Here is a 17,105-nt window from a genome sequence, read left to right as displayed (position 1 = left end):
TCAGTGCTTGTCGGGCGTTAAAAATGGCTTAATGTCATCTTTTTTGGTTTTTTTGGCGGCGCGCTTTTCCTTGGCGCTCATCACGGGTTTTTTCTTGTCGGCTTTGTTGCTTTTCTGTTCCTTGCTCATGCTCGATACTCCTGAAAAGGGAAGGGAATGCATAGGGAATGCCCAGATTGGCAGGAAGGGAATGGATCTGCCCGGGCAGCTTTCCGAGCTGTTACTTTTAGCCTGAATTTTCAGGTCTGTCTGTGCGCCACCAGACAGACAGGCGGTGGATTGCCAAACTTGATTGCCGCGTCTGGTCTATGTACGGTAGCGTACATATCAGTGCTATTGTCTTGAACTAAAGTAGAGGCTAAACATAGCCTTGTCTAACAAGGCGCTGCATCTCAGAAAGGGGAGCCTATGTCTATACAGCACACCCCACACCAGAACCATTTGCTCGATGCCCTGCCAGCCCCCGAGCTTGCCCGTCTTCAACCTCATCTCGAGCTGGTAAAAATGCCACTGGGCCTGGCCCTGTACGAATCCGGAGGGCAGCTTCACCATGTTTATTTCCCGACCACCGCTATCGTGTCTCTGCTCTATGTGATGGCCGATGGCGCCTCTGCCGAGATTGCGGTGGTGGGTAACGAGGGCATATTGGGTATTGCGCTGTTCATGGGAGGCGAAACCACGCCCAGCCGCGCGGTTGTACAGAGTGAAGGTTATGGTTACCGGCTCAAGGCGCAGTTGCTCAAGGATGAATTCAACCGCGCCGGACCGGTCATGCGCCTGCTGCTGCGCTATACCCAGGCCTTGATTACCCAGATGGCGCAAACCGCCGTTTGCAACCGGCACCACTCGGTGGAAAAGCAGCTCTGCCGCTGGCTATTGCTCAGTCTGGATCGGCTGCCAGGCAACGAATTGAGCATGACGCAGGAGTTGATCGCCAACATGCTGGGCGTACGCCGCGAGGGCGTGACCGAGGCCGCGGGCAAGCTGCAGCGCGATGGCCTGATCGAATACAGCCGTGGGCATATCATGGTGCTGGACCGGCCCGGCCTGGAGACGCGGGTTTGCGAGTGCTATCAGGTGGTCAAGACCGAATTTGACCGCTTGCTGCCATCGCTGCACAACTCGGTGATTGATTAGCCTTCCCGGAACTACTTTGCGCCAATGTTCGCAAGGGCACGGTGCAGCCTCTGCAAGTGGAATAGGCTGATAGCAGCCAGGCATCACAGGATGCTATCGCCCCCGTGGCGCCAAGGCTTCCATCCGCCTTTTCAGGAGCTGCCATGGTGTTGCCAAGACAAATACTGTTGATTACCGATAAGGCCAGGGACGGACATCAGCTAAAAACAGTATTTGGCCGCGTGCGCGTGCATCCTTTCAAACTCACTTGGGTGCGTCGCCTGGCGCGGGCAATGCGTTTCCTCAAGACAAAAGAAGTGGATGCCATTATCGTGGACCTGGGCTTGCCAGACAGCGAGGGCATCCCCACCTTTGAGGCCTTGTTTGCGGTGGCGCCCTACACGCCGATCATCACCTTGCAGACAGAAGATACGGCTGCAGCGGCGGCCCTGATAAAGGCGGCCTCTGAACGAGGCGCGCAGGGGTATTTGACGCATGCTCACTTCACCCCGGACCAGATTATCCAGACCGTGGAAAATGTGCTGCAGCGCAGTGTGTTTGAGCGCTTTATGCAGCAGGAAAAAGTGCGGGCAGAAATAGCCCTCAACTCGATCAGCGATGCCGTGATCTGCACCGATATGCAAGGCCAAGTGAATTACCTCAATATCGCGGCTGAATCCCTCACCGGCTGGTCGCGGCAAGAGGCCAATGGCTTGCCCATCGTCAAGGTCTTTCAGCTGATTAACGGCGTTACCCGCCTGCATGACCAGAACCCGGTACACCGCGTGCTGACGCAGGACATAACGCAAGGGCTCAACCCCGATACGATATTGATACGCCGGGATGGCAGCGAAGTGGCGATCGAAGATTCCATCTCGCCGATTCACGATGGCAGCGGAAAGCTCACCGGTGCCGTGATTGTCTTTCATGATGTGAGTGCGGCGCGTGCCATGGCGAGCAAAATGGCGCATCTGGCGCAGCATGATTACCTGACCAATCTCCCCAACCGCATGTTGCTGAATGACCGGCTGTCGCAGGCCATCACCCTGGCCGAGCGTGGCACCAGCCAGTTGGCCGTGCTGTTCATGGATCTGGACAACTTCAAGCAGATCAACGATACCCTGGGCCATGTGGTGGGGGATGCGATTTTGCAGTCGGTGGCCAAACGCCTGATCGAGCTGGTCCGCAAGTCAGATACCGTGAGCCGGCAAGGCGGCGACGAATTTCTGATGCTGGTGGACGAAAGCAAACATGGCGAGGATGCGGCGTTGATTGCCAGCAAGATACTACGCGCCCTGGAAAAGCCCCACGCCATTGGCGGCAAGGAATTGCATCTGACCGCCAGCATCGGCATCAGTCTGTATCCGCACGATGGCCGTGACGCCGAGACTTTGATCAATCATGCCGATAGCGCCATGTACGAGGCAAAAAAGCAGGGACGCAACAATTTCAAGTTTTTCAGGGGGTGTTAACGCATCGCCATCCCATCAGCGCATACTTGATCTTCAAGCGGCGTGCGGGGTATGCGTGGTATCGCACAGATATTGCCCGGCTGATTCGTTAGCTTGAAGACATCGCGCTATTCCTTGCCATTGCCGAGCCCGTCTGGTGATGTCTGTTGCCCATGTGTACGTTTCTCTGCAAGGTGCCTCCCCCAGATGCTTCATATGTCTACGTCCCCCTTTAATTGTCTGCTGGAGGCGTTGCCGCTTCCCGAACGACTCAGTTTTATCAGCACATGTGATTCGGTCGAGCTGGGCTTGACCCAGGTACTCAACCAGCCGGATGACACCGTTGAATATGTGTATTTCCCCCTGACCTGCATGGTGGCCCTGACCCTCAATCTGGAAGAGGGCGAGGGCATGGAGGTCGCCCTGATCGGCAATGAGGGCATGGTCGGCGCTTCCCTGATACTGGGCGTGGCGCAGAGTCCGTTCGGCGCCACGGTGCAAGGCCATGGCCTTGCCTTGCGCAGCTCAGCGCCACTGTTTCTGGAAGAGCTGGAGCGCCATCCGCAATTGCACGAGCTGGTAAAACGCTATGTGCATGTCTCCTGCCAGCAGTTTGCGCAGATTGCCGTATGCAACCGCTATCATGTGGTGGAGAAGCGCCTGGCACGCCTGCTGTTGATGACGCGGGATCGCATGCATTCGGAGGATTTTTACATCACCCACGAATTGCTGGCGAAGATGCTGGGCGTGCGGCGCGTAGGCGTTACCAAGGCTGCGGGCGCCTTGCATACCCAGCATTTGATCAGCTATCGCCGCGGGGTGGTAAGGATAGATGATGCCGCCGGGCTGGAAGCGGCGGCATGCAGTTGCTACGAGACGGATAAAGCAGTCTACGCCCGCTTGCTGGTGTGCTAGCAGGCGGCGGCCGATAGCCGCGCTGGCTCATTCAGGAAGGCAACAGCCCGGAGGTGGTCATGCTCTGTTTGACCAGCTGCAAGGAGTTTTTCAGCCTGGCATGCAGCGATGCCACGGCCGGGTCTTTTTCATTGGCCGTCAAGGCAATTGCCGACTCTGCCTCGGCCACGGCCTGATTAAAGGCATGCATGAGTGCCTGGGTATTTGCATCACAACTGAACTCTGGGCCGACTTGAGACATGATGACTCCTAGGGTGGGTTAATCACAAATGGGGTATGCATTTCAGCGGGTCGGTTATCCATGTCGGTGCTTGCCGTGGCCAATGAACGCAAGGCCCGCCATTGCTGGTAATAGCGCCATAGATGAAATATCCGGTAATACCAGTGACTGGAGGGGCTGCGTTGCCACCGTAGCAGTAGCCATAGCCCGGCCCCCAGTAAAAAGGCATGGTGGTGCATGAACTTGAATATGTGCAAGCCATGGTCCAGCCTTGCCAGCCTGTCTTGCCATACCTCGGCGTGCAGGGCGATCAGCGTGCGCTGTTGCGCAGATTGCTGCAACAGCTGGGCGCGCCGCCTTGCCAGAGCTTGCATGCGGGTACTCACGGCGGCGTTTTCATGGCTTGAATATCCTTGCCCAGCTCATCCATGCTGGTGGAAAACAGCTGAGGCTTGTGCCTGATTTTATGCAGTGCCAGCAGGCCAAGCAGCACGGCCATGGTAATAAACCCCGCGCTCAGGATCGCCAGCACGCGCAAGGGATAGGTATTCCAGAAGAAGGCGATCAGCAGTATGCATGCCAATATCACGCCGATACCCAGGCAAAACAGCAGCGCCAGCGTGGTGACCAGCAAAGAAAAAAAGTGCAGCCGCTCCTCTTCTATATCCACCCGCAGCAGTGCCAGGCGGGTATAAAGGATGGCGAGCAGGGCGCCGCTCAGGGCCGTAAGCGAACCCAATACGCCAGGACTGGCAGTGGCTGCATCGTTGGCCATGGGCTAAGGCGCCCGACGCCCAATTAACCAGCCAATGGCAACACCCACCGCCGCGCCTATGCCGATGGCTTCCCATGGGTTTTCATGCACATATTCATCGGTGGCTTTGGCGGCTTCGCGGGTTTTGGCGATGATGGCGGTCTGTGCTTCGGCCATATTGGCCTTGACCACGCCCAGCGATTTTTCCACCTTGTCGCGAATCTGCGCAAGCTGCTCTCCGCCCTGGTTGGCCGTGGCCTTAAGCAATGCCTCGGCATCCGCCACGGCGACCTGAAAATCCGCAATCAATTGTTCGCGGCTGTTTATTGTCTTGATGTCATCCATATGGTGCTCCTTAAGTGGTGGGGTGGGTATTTATGCCGTGTGGGCCATGCGGTAGGCATGCCATTTCAACGTTAGCCGCGGGCGCCAGATATGGATGCTGCGTTCCGTGAGAATGCCAAGCGCAATCACAGGCAGCAGATAAATCAGGCCGCCCATGGTGACCGACGCCCCCATGGCCAGCAGCCACAGGGCAACTAAAACAAGTGCAAAGGCTTCCAGCATGATGGTTCCTTTAAAGTGGATGCTTAACGACTATTTGGCTTTGAGCCGCATATCATTTTTCACCGACTTGACACCACCGACGCGCCCTGCCACGGCAATCGCCTTGTTGATGTCTTCCTGTGAATTAACAAAACCGCTCAGCTGCACCACGCCCTTGAAGGTTTCGACATTGATCTCAGCTGATTTCAGGGTGGGCTCGTTGAAAATGGCTGCCTTCACCTTGGTGGTGATGACGCTGTCATCCATGTATTCGCCCGTGCCTTCTTTTTTGGAAGTGGATGCGCAGCCGACAGAGGTGATCAGTGCCAATGCCATGCTGAAGGCGACGATCAGTTTTAGTGCTTTCATGGGGTATTCCTTGTGTGATGGGTAAAGTGGGGTTGAAATATGCGAGGTGTGCTCAATAGCTCTTGCCATGGATGGTATCTCTGCAATGCACGTCCTAATGGCCGTGGTGCCCAGGCATGTTGCTCATGGAGCGTGATATTTTTTGTGGTTTGGCAGCCGCGACTGCGAATCTCAGTCTCAAGGCAGCCACACATGGCAGAAAGGAGCGTTTACCGAGGTGAAAGGGGGCTTGCTCTCAGTGCTTAACCCAGATTAGGGTTTCAGGCAGGTTTGGTCTGTGCGCAACTACACATAGCACGTTATTTTGTTATGGATGCCTGCTGCGCGTCCGGCCAGCTTGTAATTCAATGCCCCAGTGACTGCAGCATGCTGGCACCTGCGGGCGACAATGCCCACAGCAACACGCCACTATTGATCAGCACCGTGGCCCAGAAGATGATCAGAAACGAACGCTTGGCGGTTTTGTGCCGGAATAGCCGTTGCCCGGCGATCGCTCCCGGCCAGCCACCCAGCAGCGCCAGCAGGTGCAATGTGTTTTCAGCTGTCCGCTGGCGATGATGTCGGGCTGCAGACTTGTCGATGGCATACGCCCCAAAGGTAACGACACTCGCCGCCAGATAGAGCCCCAGTAAGCCGACAGGCAGCTGTCCCGCCCAGACCGCCCCTGCCACGCCGCAAAGAAAGATAAAGGCAAACAGTGGCAGTACAGGGCTGCGCTGGGATAAGGCAGGCGCTGGCCTATGACCCACAAACGCCACTTTCAACGCCTGTGGGCGGCCTTTGGCATCCAGCGTGCGCTCATAGCTAACCAGCTCATCACCCTCGGGCCGCCGCTTCCGATGGCTGAATGCGCTGATATGCAGAAAGACCGGCTCACCCCCGCCATTTGGGGTAATGAAACCAAAGCCCTGCTTATCTTTCCATGTGGTAATTCGACCTTGATATCGCATCGATTCAGGTATCTTCAGCAAGGGAGTGTGAGAAACGGTCTGGCGATGCTACATCAGCCGAGCCCGCCATCAAAATCGTGCGTTGAGCATCGCCCAAAAACAAAACGCCCGACGAACATCATCGGGCGTTTTTTTACTGCCTGGCGACTAGTCAGTCAGACTTTAGTACAGAAACCAGTTAGTGACTTTGTTGTTTTTATCAAAGTCGATGGACAGGTTATCGCCCTTGACGGCGGTATTGCCAGAGGATTTATCCATGACCTTGTTCAGCTTGCCGGAAGCTGAGGAAGCATCCTTGGCGCTGTTCAACGCAGAGTCGGCAGAGACGACGCCCGGTACGGAACCAGGGGCAGCACTCACCAGATCGGAAAGGGCATACAAAGCACCATGCTTTTTGTAGTTCCAGCTGGTTCTGCTGCTAGAGCTTTGCGACGATTTGTCAGGTACGCCATATAACGCTTTTACTTCTTCCTGCGTGGTTTTGCCAACGACGATATGTGCGTTAACGTAAGCGGCAGTAAACTTATCTTCGCCACCACCCATTGCCCCCGGGCCCCCCGCGCATGCTGTTGTCAGCATGGCCGCGAGGATGATTATGAATTTCTTCACGTTGCTTCCCTTTTATATTAAGAATGATTCTTAACTATAACAAAAAGGTTAAGGCTGGACATTGGGTGGGTGTCATTATTTGTTACGTGAAAATGTACATATCGTATGGGCGACGCACGTGCCGGGCATGAATCAAATGCTTGCCGTTTGATGTATGAATCCCACGGGGTGATGGCAGAATAGTATAAAAATCAGCCTGTTATTACACGGTGAAGCGTATTGTTTCTTGGCGTGCAATGGTGAATTTCTCCGTGCGGCGATTCTAATCAAGAGGTATCTGGGCAAAACTGGAAGCGTCTAAAACAAACCAAAGGAATGAAGATGCTGCGCTACCTCCGTATTGCCAAACTGACTATCGCCCTGGGCTTAATTGCTACTGCCACTGCGATTCCCCTTTCATCCCAGGCGGCTCCAACGGTTTCCAGCCAAGGGCCCGCTGCCACCAAGGCTGTTTCCTATCACACGGTGGAGATTGACGGCGTGAAGGTGTTCTACCGCGAAGCCGGCCCCGCAAACGCGCCTGTCGTATTGCTACTGCATGGTTTTCCCAGCTCGTCGCATATGTTCCGCAATCTGATTCCGCAGCTTGCCGAGCGCTATCATGTGATAGCGCCCGATTATCCTGGCTATGGTCAAAGTGATCAGCCCGCCATGGATAAATTTGCCTACAGTTTTGATAACCTGGCGACGGTGATTGATAAATTGACCATCAGGCTTGGTCTGGGCAAATTTGCCATCTATGTACAGGATTACGGCGCCCCTGTTGGTTATCGCATAGCGAGTGCTCATCCGGAGAAGATCAGCGCTATTGTTGTGCAGAACGGAAATGCCTATGAAGAAGGCATAGACAACCAGTTCTGGGTACCTGTGAAGGATTACTGGAAGAACAAATCGGAAGCGAATGCGGCCAAACTGCGGCCGATTCTGGAGCTGGCTGCCACCAAATGGCAATATACCGAAGGCTTTCGCAATCCCGCAGCGCATGTGAGTCCGGATGCCTGGATGATGGATCAGGCGTATATGGATCGTCCTGGCAATAAGGATATTCAGCTGGAACTGTTCTATAGCTATGGCACTAACCCGCCGCACTATGCTGAGTGGCAGGCTTATTTCCGCCGCTATCAGCCTCCGATGCTGATTGTGTGGGGTAAAAACGATAAGATTTTCCCGGCTGCAGGCGCTACACCTTACTTGAGGGATTTGCCGAACGCCGAACTACATCTGCTGGATACCGGGCACTTTGCCTTGGAGGAGGATGGCGATGAGATTGCCAGACTGATGGGTAACTTCCTTGACCGCAACGTAAAACCTTGATGTTGGCTAAACCTTAAACGGGGTTCGTATGGAAAGCCACTGGCCTGAGACTCATGCAGGCCAGTGGCTTTTTTAATTTCAGGGGATGTGTCTGAATTCTGATTGCGCTTATGCCAGCGCCAGCCGCGTCTGACGTACCACTGAGGGAGCTAAAGATGGGGATGCGCGCGCAGGCGCTCGACCATGAGGTCGATGAAAGCCCTCACCTTGGAGGAGCCATATTTTTCTTCACGATGCACCACATGTACCGGCCAGGGGGATTCTTCAAAGGTCTCAAGCAACAGGCGCAAGCTGCCGCGCTCGACTTCGCTGCGTACCTGGTAAGACAGCAGGCGCGTGATGCCAAGTCCACCAATCGCGGCTGACAGGGCTGCGTCGTTGCTGGTAACCACCAGTCGCGGATTTATCTGCACCAGTTCTGGTTCATCGCCGCCTTCAAAACGCCACTCGACGCGGGGTGAAAGCGCATTGGAAACGATCATGGAATGCTGCATGAGGTCGGCCGGGATTTGTGGCGTGCCATGGGCTTCCAGATAAGCATGCGATGCACACAGCACGCGGCGCACTTGCCCGACCTTGACGGCTCGTAACGAGGAATCGGGCAAGTTGCCGATGCGGATTGCAACATCCATGCCTTCCTCGACCAGATTGGTCACCCGGTCTACAAAATTCGCATTGACCTTCACCTGGGGGTAGCGCTGCATGTATTCAATGATGGTGGGCATGACAAACATGCGCCCGAACAGCACCGGGGCCGTGACCGATAGCGTGCCGCGCGGCTCGGCATTGATGCCCGAGGCCGCCTCGTTGGCTTCGGCGATACTTTGCAGTATGGCCCGCGCGTCATCGTAATAGCGGAGGCCAGCATCGGTGAAGCGCACATTGCGCGTGGTGCGTTGCACCAGCTGTACGCCCAGCTGCTCTTCCAGTGCGCCTACGGCTCGGGTGACCGCTGCGGGCGATATATCCAGCTGGCGGGAGGCGGCGGCAAATCCGCCTTGTTCTCCAACGGCTACCAGTACGCGCATCAGGTGAATGTGGTCGATGATCGTTACTCCAGGCGAAATAATGAATTGCGGGCAGAGCTGATTCTATCAGGGGCATTATTTCCTAGAATGGCCACATCAACAACGGCGTAGGCGATAAAGCCCGAGGCCGTGTTTCCATCAGGAGAATGCCATGCAAACCAGATTCCATTTTCATGCCGGGGAGCGCGCCGTACAGAGGCATGCGGGCCAGGCGTTTATTGCCGATAGAAATGCGGCGATGATTGCAGACACCATACTGGGCGGCGCTCGTCCCTTTATCGAGAAGCAGTTTATGGTCGTGCTGAGCAGTATCGCTGCCGATGGTGCGGTGTGGTCTTCCGTGCTGTATGCCGAGCCTGGGTTTGCCAAGGCCGAGGGCGATGCTGCCCTTGCCCTGCATATTCCTGTGGATGAGCGAGATATGTCTGACCCATTCTGGACCAATATCGACCACCACCCTGCCGTCGGTCTACTCTTTATCGAGCTTGGCTCGCGCCGTCGCTACCGTATTAATGGCATGATTCAGCACATGCACGATCAAGGGATCGTCATTGGCGTGAACGAAGCCTATCCCAATTGCCCGAAATACATACAGCGTCGCCATCTGCAGCAATTCGAGAAGGCGGCCGCCCCGCATGAAGTTTTGGTCGGCACGCAGTTGCAGGCAAATATTGCAGCCTTGGTGCGTAACGCGGACACCATGTTTGTGGCCACCCATTATGCCGACACAGGGGCGGATGCCTCGCATCGTGGCGGCAATCCAGGCTTTGTGCAGATCATCAACGACAGCACCCTGCGCATCCCGGATTACCACGGCAATAGCATGTTCAATACCTTGGGCAATATGGAGATCGATGCACGCACTGGAGTATGCATTCCTGACTTTGCCGGGCAGCAGCTATTGCAGCTCAGCGGAAAATCCCGTCTGTTATGGGATCAGGACGATCCCCATAATCTGAGCGGCGGCACCGGGCGCTTCTGGGAGTTCGACATAGCGCAGTGGATATTGCGCAAGGTACCGCAGCATCTGGAATGGCAATATCTCGATGCTTCCCCGTTCAATATGCCGGTAGAGGCTTGAGGCCATCAACGTGCTGTGGGGATGACCAGTCTTAATTCCTGGGCCAAAGGGGCAGGATATATCGCTCCTTTGGCACTTCCACACCGCAGTGCATTTCTAGTGGCCAAGCTTTACAGCTGGGTTTCAATATAACGCTTGCTCCACGCCGAGATCATCTCGGCGATAAATTCCGCATCCACTTTGTTTGTCACCAGGTGATCCGCCTCCCCCAGCGAGATAAAGCTCTTGGGGTGCGCGGCTGCCTGAAACAGGGCGGTGGCATGGCTGATGGGTACAGTCCTGTCACCGGGAGCATGCATGATCAGCAAGGGCTTATGCAGCCGCCCCACCTGTTGCAACACCTGCTGCGCCTGGACGTCATTCAGAAACTGTTTTCTGATATGAAATACACGCCCTTCCAGATTCACATCGGCCGCGCCTTCACGTTCGATCACCTGCAGGCTGGGGGCGCCAATCAGCTCAAGCATATGGCGCGGATCGCTAGGCGAGCCTACGGTGACATAGCCCCTGGCCTCAGGCAGCCGCGATGACGCGGCGAGCACGGCGGTGCCGCCCAGGCTATGGCCAATGACCAGGTCAGGTGCCTTGTAATGAGCACGCAGCCACTCGGCGGCATCCGCCACATCCTGGATGTTGGATGAGAAATTGGTGTCGGCAAACTCGCCTTCGCTGGCGCCTATGCCGGCAAAGTCAAAGCGCAATACGGCAAATCCCTGCGCGACCAGCCCTCTGGAGATACGGCTGGCGGCCAACACATCCTTGCCGCAGGTAAAACAATGGGCAAACAGCACGGTAGCCCGATAAGTATCATCAGGGAGATCGAGCCGCGCAGCGAGTGAAATGCCACTGCTGGCGGGTATTTGTAGGGGGATGGTTTTCATGCTTTTCTCCTGCGCTTTTAGCCGACCGGACAGCCCCGGTCGGGTAATCAGGCGCATCGTGTTACATGCTCACAGTGGTACAACTGGAAAGTCGATATCTGTCGCTGCAATATGGTTGGTGTAATTGGTCAATGTATTCAGGGCCACATGCGCGAGGACCTCAATGATCAGCGCATCGCTCAGGCCTTCGGCCTTGGCGGCGTTGAATTCCTCATCGCTGAGCACGCCACGTTGCTCCACAACCTTGACCGCAAACCGGGCCAGCGCATCATTTAAGGGCTCAGCCGAGCTGCTGTTTCTTGCATTCTTGATCGCCTCGGGGTTCAGGCCTGCACCCTTGGCGAGCAGCGAGTGGGCGGAAAGGCAATATTGGCACTGATTGGTTTGCCCAATTGCCAGGGCCAATACCTCGCGCTGCCCCGCCGTCAGCTGGCCTTTGGTCAATGCGGAGGAAAATGCCAGGTAGGCATCCAGCACAGCGGGCGACTGGGCAAAGGTGGCGTAAAGATTGGGCACCATGCCGATCTTGGCCTTTACCGTATTGAATGTGGTTGCCAGTGGATCGGTGGCTTCGTTGCGGTTTACTGCGGGAATGCGTGCCATGATGAATCTCCTTTTTGGTAATGGTGGGTGCGCTTTGTGCGCTGGAGACATCATGCGATACTCATGAATACAATTGGTATCGACTATTTGACCGAAAGTATCGCCATGGATCAGCTCGCGCCTTTATTAAGGCAAATCACCTTTTCCGCCCAATCTTTTCACAGCGGCGAGCTATGCCAGCTGGTGGCGTTTGATGAAAACGCCGGCTACATACACATCGTCCGGTCCGGCAAGGTCACCATGACCGTGCGCAATGGCCCGCCGCAATCCATCACCCAACCCAGCGTTATTTTCTTTCCCCGAACCTGTCCGCACGCGCTGGTGCCTGAGGGCGAAAACGCAGAGCTGCTCTGTGCCTATGTAGACCTGGGTGCCAAGGTTGGCAGCCCGCTGGCGCTCTCCCTGCCCGAGGCCATCGTGCTGCCCATGGACGACATGAGCCTGGTCAAACCCACCCTGGAGTTGCTATTCCGCGAAGCCTTGCAAGAGAGTTTTGGCCGGCAGGCAGCCCTCGACCGATTGATTGAATATTTCCTGATTCAGATGTTGCGGCACGTGCTGGCCATGGGCCAGCTGAATGGCGGCATCTTCGCCGCCCTGGCCGATTCCCGACTGAAACATGCCGTCAACGCCATGCACGAGCGCCCCGGTCACCCATGGAGCCTGGATGAACTGGCTGATATGGCCGGCATGTCGCGCGCCCGTTTTGCCGTGAATTTCCGCGAGACCGTGGGGGTGACGCCGCTGGATTACCTCACCAACTGGCGCATGTCCGTCGCTCAGAGCATGCTGAAAAGCGGACGCCCCATCAAATCTGTCGCGGCTGCGGTGGGCTACCAGAGTCAGGCTGCGCTGGCCCGCGTGTTTGCCAAGCGTCTCGGGCAGGCGCCGACGGAGTGGTTGAAGCAGGTGTAGGGTAATTGATTCGCCAGTACAGTAAGCTGTTATCAAGGATCAATCAGTTTGGAGTGTCATCTACGTGATGTTGAACATGGCAATCTAAATCTTTAGGTCTAGATTCTGGGGCATGTTGTATTTCATTGAACTGACATGTCAATGTACTATTCGGGTTGCTGTTGTTAATGAAAGATCATACTGGAGCGAAAGGGTAAGTTCGTGACACAAAAAACTTCCACAAAAAAATATGCCCCGGCCATACATGTTAGACAGTGGCTTCCGGAATGGGATTCGATCGAGTTCGACAAGAGTTCACAACAAGCAAAGCCATTACCTCATTTTTTGCTTTGCTCAATTAAAGCAAAAGATTTGAAAGCTTTAACAGGTGTATATAGACGCTCAACAAGAGGAAAACTTGCCCGCTCTAAGGACCCCAATGTACAACGCGGCCATGATGAGGCTCGCTCTCAAATAATTAGGGAATTCGTCAAGTTTGGTTACCCTTGGTGCGAAATGACTGAATCCCGGCGAGAGTCGCCGGGAGCAAGCAATCTTCAAAAGCCCGGTTGGTTACCTACTGCTATTTTAGTCAACATTCTTCCACCATCAGCCTCAAGAAATGGGCAAGAAATTGCCGTTCATGATTTGGTCTCTATTGAAGAGCGTGGCGAGGTTTCCTTTATTCACTTTCCTGAAAGCTACACGGATGGTGCTACATGGGAGCCGGAGTCGGTTTTCCCGCTGGAAGTAATTGATGGCCAGCATAGGCTTTGGGCTTTTGATGGTTATGATCCTGGTGATAATTATGAGTTACCAGTAGTTGCCTTTTTTGATTTGGATCGCAGTTGGCAAGCTTACTTGTTTTGGTCGGTCAACATCACTCCCAAAAAGATCAATCGCTCTCTTGCATTTGATCTTTATCCACTATTAAGACGCGAAGACTGGTTAGACCAGTTTGCTGGACATTCAATTTATCGAGAAACAAGGTGTCAGGAACTCGTAGAAGCACTATGGGCAAGTGAATGCAGTCCTTGGCACGATAGAATCAATATGCTTGGTGAGAAAAAGCAAGATCGTGAAAGACAAGTGCCTATGGTGACCCAAGCTGCTTGGATTAGATCTCTTATGGCAACCTTTGTTAAGCAATGGGACAGCAACTCATCGAAGATCGGAGGGCTTTTTGGGGCAAGCAAAAACCAGAATGATTTGCTCTTGCCATGGAATCGACCAATGCAAGCAGCACTGCTGATATATTCCGGATCTGCACTGCGAGAGGCTATTGCGCAATCATCAAAGCCTTGGGCTGAGGCATTAAGAAATGCAAGCCATCCAAGTCTTTTTGAGGATGGTGATGATCTCGCAATGTTTGGCGAAAACTCTCTACTAGCTACAGATCAAGGAATTCGAGGATTCCTATTCATAGTCAATGATCTTCTTTTTGTAGCAGAGGGGCAGTTGAAGCTCCGGGAGTGGACTTGGGAGTCTGTGTATGAGGGGACAAAAGCAAAAAGGCTCTCCGCGACCGAAGATGAGGCTCAGGCCATGGCATTGGCGTCCTTCAGAAAAACTGATATTGCGAGCTTTATCGACGATTTGGCAAAAAGCCTTGCAGATTACGACTGGCGTACTTCTTCTACAACCGGGTTGTCTGAAGATGAGCGCAAAGCAAAACTGGTATTTCGGGGTAGTAGTGGATACAAGGAGCTACGCAAGGAGCTTTTAGATCATCTTTGTTCTAATAAAGGATTAGTTGGCAAAACAGCGAACGACGTATTAATACGCCTGGGGTATAAATGAAAGCATGCAAGCTTTTTAACCCAGATAAAACAAGGGTGAGGCTCGCCTCGCGTAAAGCTGTAGAAATGTATTTTGCGAGATGCGCTGCCAATGGGATTAACGATTGTTGGCTTGATATCGCAAACCGATACAGAGTTGCTGCTACAAATACTTATGATCGTGACCTAGATAAGAATAGGGTAGATCACTCAGCACTAATTGAATACATATCAGCATCTGCCCCTGCACATTTGATTGATGGATGGTCCTATCTTGCTCGGGCTAGCGACGCAATTCTTAGAGGAGATTTAAGCGCCGCAATCCATTTCTCGTATTATGCTGAACTTCGCGCAGCAATGTCCCTGCTTGCATGTGAGGGTATTGGGATATTTAACCAAAATCATCCGCTTATTGATCAAAGTGGTTTTTCAACGTCTCCCTTAAAAATGATCAAAGGGTGGAACAAGAAGAAGAAAAAATTCATTCAACAACGAGCAGGTACTCATAAAGCTGTATGGCCTCTTCTCTATCATTGGGGCTCGCTGAAGCGAGCTGCAGACCTTATCGAAGAGCTTGTGATGCCTGATGGCTATTCATTGCAGCAATGGCTAAACGCGTTGCATATTCCAACCCCAACAAGATTCATATCAAAGGAATGGTTGACAACTTGGGGAACTGATCTGACACGACTTAATGAGGATCATGAGTCTCGCAACATGGCAAGTTATCGTCCCTCAGAGTTTCGGCTACCTCCCGCCCCCAATGCTCCGAATGCTATTGAGTTTATATCAGATCTGTGGAGGCTTTTGGAACCAACAGCAGGTGGGAAATTTCCACAGCTTGAGAAAGAGTTGCTCAAAAAAATAGTCAGCTCCAGCGGGAAGCCCATAACCTCTGCTGATCTTCAATCAAACTTGGGCATGGCTCCGTCAGTTGCTAGTAATTGGCAAGCTTTCTTGACGAGCACGGTGGAGCCAAAGCCCTTGGTATTCTCCGAAGAATGCTCCGATGTTGATCATGCCGACTGTGCTTTTCAAGTATCGTCAAGAGCTGCATTGCTGCTTTTCTTGGCGACGGGATCTACGCGAAAGCATCTTGTAAATGCAGGATACTCGCAGGAGCAACTGGAGTTTTTTTGGCGTCGACTATGTGAAGTTCGTTTCGACGGCCCTGCCTCTGATCTTCCTAATGATCCTATAGATCTTTGGAGCGATATTGAGGCAAATCTGTTGGATGCTGATGCTTGGCGCTCAACGGCATTACCTAATACATCTCTTGGCGAGTGGCGTAAGGCTCAGCCTGAAGTCATGAATCAAATAGTGAGTTTTGAGCTTGCCGTGGTGTGGGGGCTAGTTTCATGAAATATATGGGCCACAAGGGCAAGATGCTTCCAATTTTGGGAGATGTGCTTCTTCATTATGCCAATGGCGCAGCAAAAATAGCAGATCCCTTTTGTGGCTCAGCTGCTGTGTCGTGGTTCCTCGCAGAAAATACGGATAAAGAGATCATCTCTGGTGACATTCAATCGTTCGCGGTAGCTAGGGCAAAAGCTATCGTTGAACGCACTGCTTCTTTAGATCCGGAATCAATGATTAAATCGTGGTTCGCGAAAGCCACTACTGTTGTTGACCAAGTTGCAGGCCATTTCCCTAACAATTTGCGTTCCATTGAACCTAATCTCACTGAGCCCAAGCAAATTAAGCAAGTTGTTACTCAGTCCAGGAGTTTCTGTAGCGAAGTACTTCCTGTGGTTTTCAGCGATTTGAAAGGCGCTTGGCCAATTTCAAAAGCTTACGGAGGTCACTATTATTCGCCCGTCCAAGCGCTTGTTTTTGACGCTCTTAGGCAGTCTTTGCCCTCCGAGCCAGACAAACGAAAGATTGCTTTAGCAGCCTTGGTTGAGGCCGTTAGTCGAGCGGCAGCCGCTCCAGGGCATACCGCCCAGCCTTTTCAGCCAACCTCATCTTCTGCTAAATACATCATTGAAGCTTGGAAGCGCAATCCTTGGAATCTCGTTCGGGATGCGGTAGAGGAAATTGCTAAACGTTCTGCAATTGTTAAGGGCAAAGGTGTCGTTGGCGATTTCAGAAAAACAATAGGTCGCCTAAATGAGGGAGATCTTGTATTCGCTGACCCTCCATACTCTGGCGTTCATTACAGTCGTTTTTATCATGCTCTTGAAACCATAACGCGTGGAGTTGAATTCGAGCCCGAGGGTAAAGGGCGCTATCCCTCTATAGTTGATCGACCATCTTCGGCTTTTAGCAAGAGAACGACTTCGCCAGAAGCGGCTAGGCAGTTACTGGACATATGTTCAGAGAAAAAGTTGATTTTGATTCTGACTTTTCCAACGAAAGGAGCTAGCAACGGATTGGATGCGAGCGATTTCATTGATTATGGCCGTACTCTGTTTTCAGATGTTCATGTGGAGGAAACTATAAGTGATTTCAGCACTTTAGGTGGAAACAAGAAACATCGACAAGCACGTCAGCTTTGCAATGAATCAATCATATCCTTTATACCCTAAAGCAGGGTCTCGCCTATCAGCTATTTAATTGTTGAGGTTTTATAAAAAACGATCTTTAGAATCTTCTT

21 protein-coding genes are annotated in these 17,105 nt (G+C 53.2%); 9 read left to right on the top strand and 12 right to left on the bottom strand.

Annotated elements, in window-relative coordinates:
* Entirely contained in the window at positions 1-129 is a 129-nt protein-coding gene (locus MPQ_RS14190; protein WP_013443364.1) for a hypothetical protein, read from the bottom strand.
* Between the two features lie 279 nt (positions 130-408).
* Here MPQ_RS14190 and MPQ_RS12685 point away from each other — a divergent pair, with 279 nt between their 5' ends.
* The 3 genes from MPQ_RS12685 to MPQ_RS12675 all read left to right on the top strand — a co-directional run bounded on the left by MPQ_RS12685 (position 409) and on the right by MPQ_RS12675 (position 3,482).
* Positions 409-1,137, top strand: a complete 729-nt coding sequence (locus tag MPQ_RS12685) for a Crp/Fnr family transcriptional regulator (RefSeq protein ID WP_013443363.1) — start codon at positions 409-411, stop codon at positions 1,135-1,137.
* Positions 1,138-1,280: 143 nt separating this feature from the next.
* Positions 1,281-2,588, top strand: coding sequence for a diguanylate cyclase domain-containing protein (locus MPQ_RS12680; RefSeq protein WP_013443362.1), 1,308 nt, complete (start codon positions 1,281-1,283; stop codon positions 2,586-2,588).
* A 195-nt stretch (positions 2,589-2,783) separates the two neighbouring features.
* Positions 2,784-3,482, top strand: a complete 699-nt coding sequence (locus tag MPQ_RS12675) for a Crp/Fnr family transcriptional regulator (RefSeq protein ID WP_238525314.1) — start codon at positions 2,784-2,786, stop codon at positions 3,480-3,482.
* Positions 3,483-3,513: 31 nt separating this feature from the next.
* On the opposite strand, the gene MPQ_RS12670 is transcribed toward MPQ_RS12675, so the two are convergent.
* From MPQ_RS12670 to MPQ_RS12635, 8 genes are all read right to left on the bottom strand, one after another.
* Positions 3,514-3,723, bottom strand: coding sequence for a hypothetical protein (locus MPQ_RS12670; RefSeq protein WP_013443360.1), 210 nt, complete (start codon positions 3,721-3,723; stop codon positions 3,514-3,516).
* An 8-nt stretch (positions 3,724-3,731) separates the two neighbouring features.
* On the bottom strand, positions 3,732-4,088 hold the full coding sequence (locus MPQ_RS12665; protein ID WP_013443359.1) for a YqjK family protein: 357 nt from the start codon (positions 4,086-4,088) through the stop codon (positions 3,732-3,734).
* A complete protein-coding gene (locus MPQ_RS12660; RefSeq protein ID WP_013443358.1) occupies positions 4,085-4,477 on the bottom strand; it encodes a phage holin family protein in 393 nt (130 codons plus the stop codon). Before MPQ_RS12660 ends, MPQ_RS12665 begins: the two co-directional genes overlap by 4 nt.
* A gap of 3 nt (positions 4,478-4,480) precedes the next feature.
* A complete protein-coding gene (locus MPQ_RS12655) occupies positions 4,481-4,801 on the bottom strand; it encodes a YqjD family protein (protein WP_013443357.1) in 321 nt (106 codons plus the stop codon).
* A gap of 30 nt (positions 4,802-4,831) precedes the next feature.
* Entirely contained in the window at positions 4,832-5,023 is a 192-nt protein-coding gene (locus tag MPQ_RS12650) for a hypothetical protein (protein WP_013443356.1), read from the bottom strand.
* A 30-nt stretch (positions 5,024-5,053) separates the two neighbouring features.
* Positions 5,054-5,371, bottom strand: coding sequence for a BON domain-containing protein (locus tag MPQ_RS12645; protein WP_013443355.1), 318 nt, complete (start codon positions 5,369-5,371; stop codon positions 5,054-5,056).
* A gap of 344 nt (positions 5,372-5,715) precedes the next feature.
* Positions 5,716-6,321 carry a cold shock and DUF1294 domain-containing protein gene (locus MPQ_RS12640; RefSeq protein WP_013443354.1) on the bottom strand — a complete coding sequence of 202 codons (606 nt, stop codon included), beginning with the start codon at positions 6,319-6,321 and terminating at the stop codon, positions 5,716-5,718.
* A 162-nt stretch (positions 6,322-6,483) separates the two neighbouring features.
* Positions 6,484-6,930: a hypothetical protein gene (locus tag MPQ_RS12635; protein WP_041362436.1), complete on the bottom strand. Its 447-nt coding sequence runs from the start codon at positions 6,928-6,930 to the stop codon at positions 6,484-6,486.
* A gap of 321 nt (positions 6,931-7,251) precedes the next feature.
* On the opposite strand from MPQ_RS12635, the gene MPQ_RS12630 reads away from it, so the two are divergent.
* Positions 7,252-8,244 (top strand): alpha/beta fold hydrolase, encoded by a 993-nt coding sequence (locus MPQ_RS12630; protein WP_013443352.1) that lies wholly within the window; start codon positions 7,252-7,254, stop codon positions 8,242-8,244.
* A gap of 149 nt (positions 8,245-8,393) precedes the next feature.
* On the opposite strand, the gene MPQ_RS12625 is transcribed toward MPQ_RS12630, so the two are convergent.
* Positions 8,394-9,272 (bottom strand): LysR family transcriptional regulator, encoded by an 879-nt coding sequence (locus MPQ_RS12625; protein WP_013443351.1) that lies wholly within the window; start codon positions 9,270-9,272, stop codon positions 8,394-8,396.
* A 151-nt stretch (positions 9,273-9,423) separates the two neighbouring features.
* On the opposite strand from MPQ_RS12625, the gene MPQ_RS12620 reads away from it, so the two are divergent.
* Positions 9,424-10,353 carry a pyridoxamine 5'-phosphate oxidase family protein gene (locus tag MPQ_RS12620; protein ID WP_013443350.1) on the top strand — a complete coding sequence of 310 codons (930 nt, stop codon included), beginning with the start codon at positions 9,424-9,426 and terminating at the stop codon, positions 10,351-10,353.
* 110 nt (positions 10,354-10,463) lie between these two features.
* Here the strand turns inward: MPQ_RS12620 and MPQ_RS12615 are convergent, their stop codons facing one another.
* Positions 10,464-11,234, bottom strand: a complete 771-nt coding sequence (locus MPQ_RS12615; RefSeq protein ID WP_041362435.1) for a S9 family peptidase — start codon at positions 11,232-11,234, stop codon at positions 10,464-10,466.
* A gap of 69 nt (positions 11,235-11,303) precedes the next feature.
* Complete coding sequence (locus MPQ_RS12610; RefSeq protein WP_013443348.1) at positions 11,304-11,837, bottom strand: carboxymuconolactone decarboxylase family protein; 534 nt, start codon at positions 11,835-11,837, stop codon at positions 11,304-11,306.
* Positions 11,838-11,900: 63 nt separating this feature from the next.
* Between MPQ_RS12610 and MPQ_RS12605 the strand changes: the two genes are divergently transcribed.
* From MPQ_RS12605 to MPQ_RS12590, 4 genes are all read left to right on the top strand, one after another.
* Positions 11,901-12,752, top strand: coding sequence for an AraC family transcriptional regulator (locus MPQ_RS12605; protein ID WP_013443347.1), 852 nt, complete (start codon positions 11,901-11,903; stop codon positions 12,750-12,752).
* 201 nt (positions 12,753-12,953) lie between these two features.
* Complete coding sequence (locus MPQ_RS12600) at positions 12,954-14,531, top strand: DGQHR domain-containing protein (protein WP_013443346.1); 1,578 nt, start codon at positions 12,954-12,956, stop codon at positions 14,529-14,531.
* Positions 14,528-15,871: a hypothetical protein gene (locus MPQ_RS12595; protein WP_013443345.1), complete on the top strand. Its 1,344-nt coding sequence runs from the start codon at positions 14,528-14,530 to the stop codon at positions 15,869-15,871. The genes MPQ_RS12600 and MPQ_RS12595 overlap by 4 nt, the downstream gene beginning before the upstream one ends.
* A complete protein-coding gene (locus MPQ_RS12590; RefSeq protein WP_148225300.1) occupies positions 15,868-17,037 on the top strand; it encodes a DNA adenine methylase in 1,170 nt (389 codons plus the stop codon). Before MPQ_RS12595 ends, MPQ_RS12590 begins: the two co-directional genes overlap by 4 nt.
* Positions 17,038-17,105 lie beyond the last annotated feature (68 nt).

The sequence above is a fragment of the Methylovorus sp. MP688 genome, assembly GCF_000183115.1.
Lineage (GTDB): Bacteria > Pseudomonadota > Gammaproteobacteria > Burkholderiales > Methylophilaceae > Methylovorus > Methylovorus glucosotrophus.
Note: the sequence above shows the minus strand (reverse complement) of the source record. Positions and strands in the feature narration are given on the sequence as shown.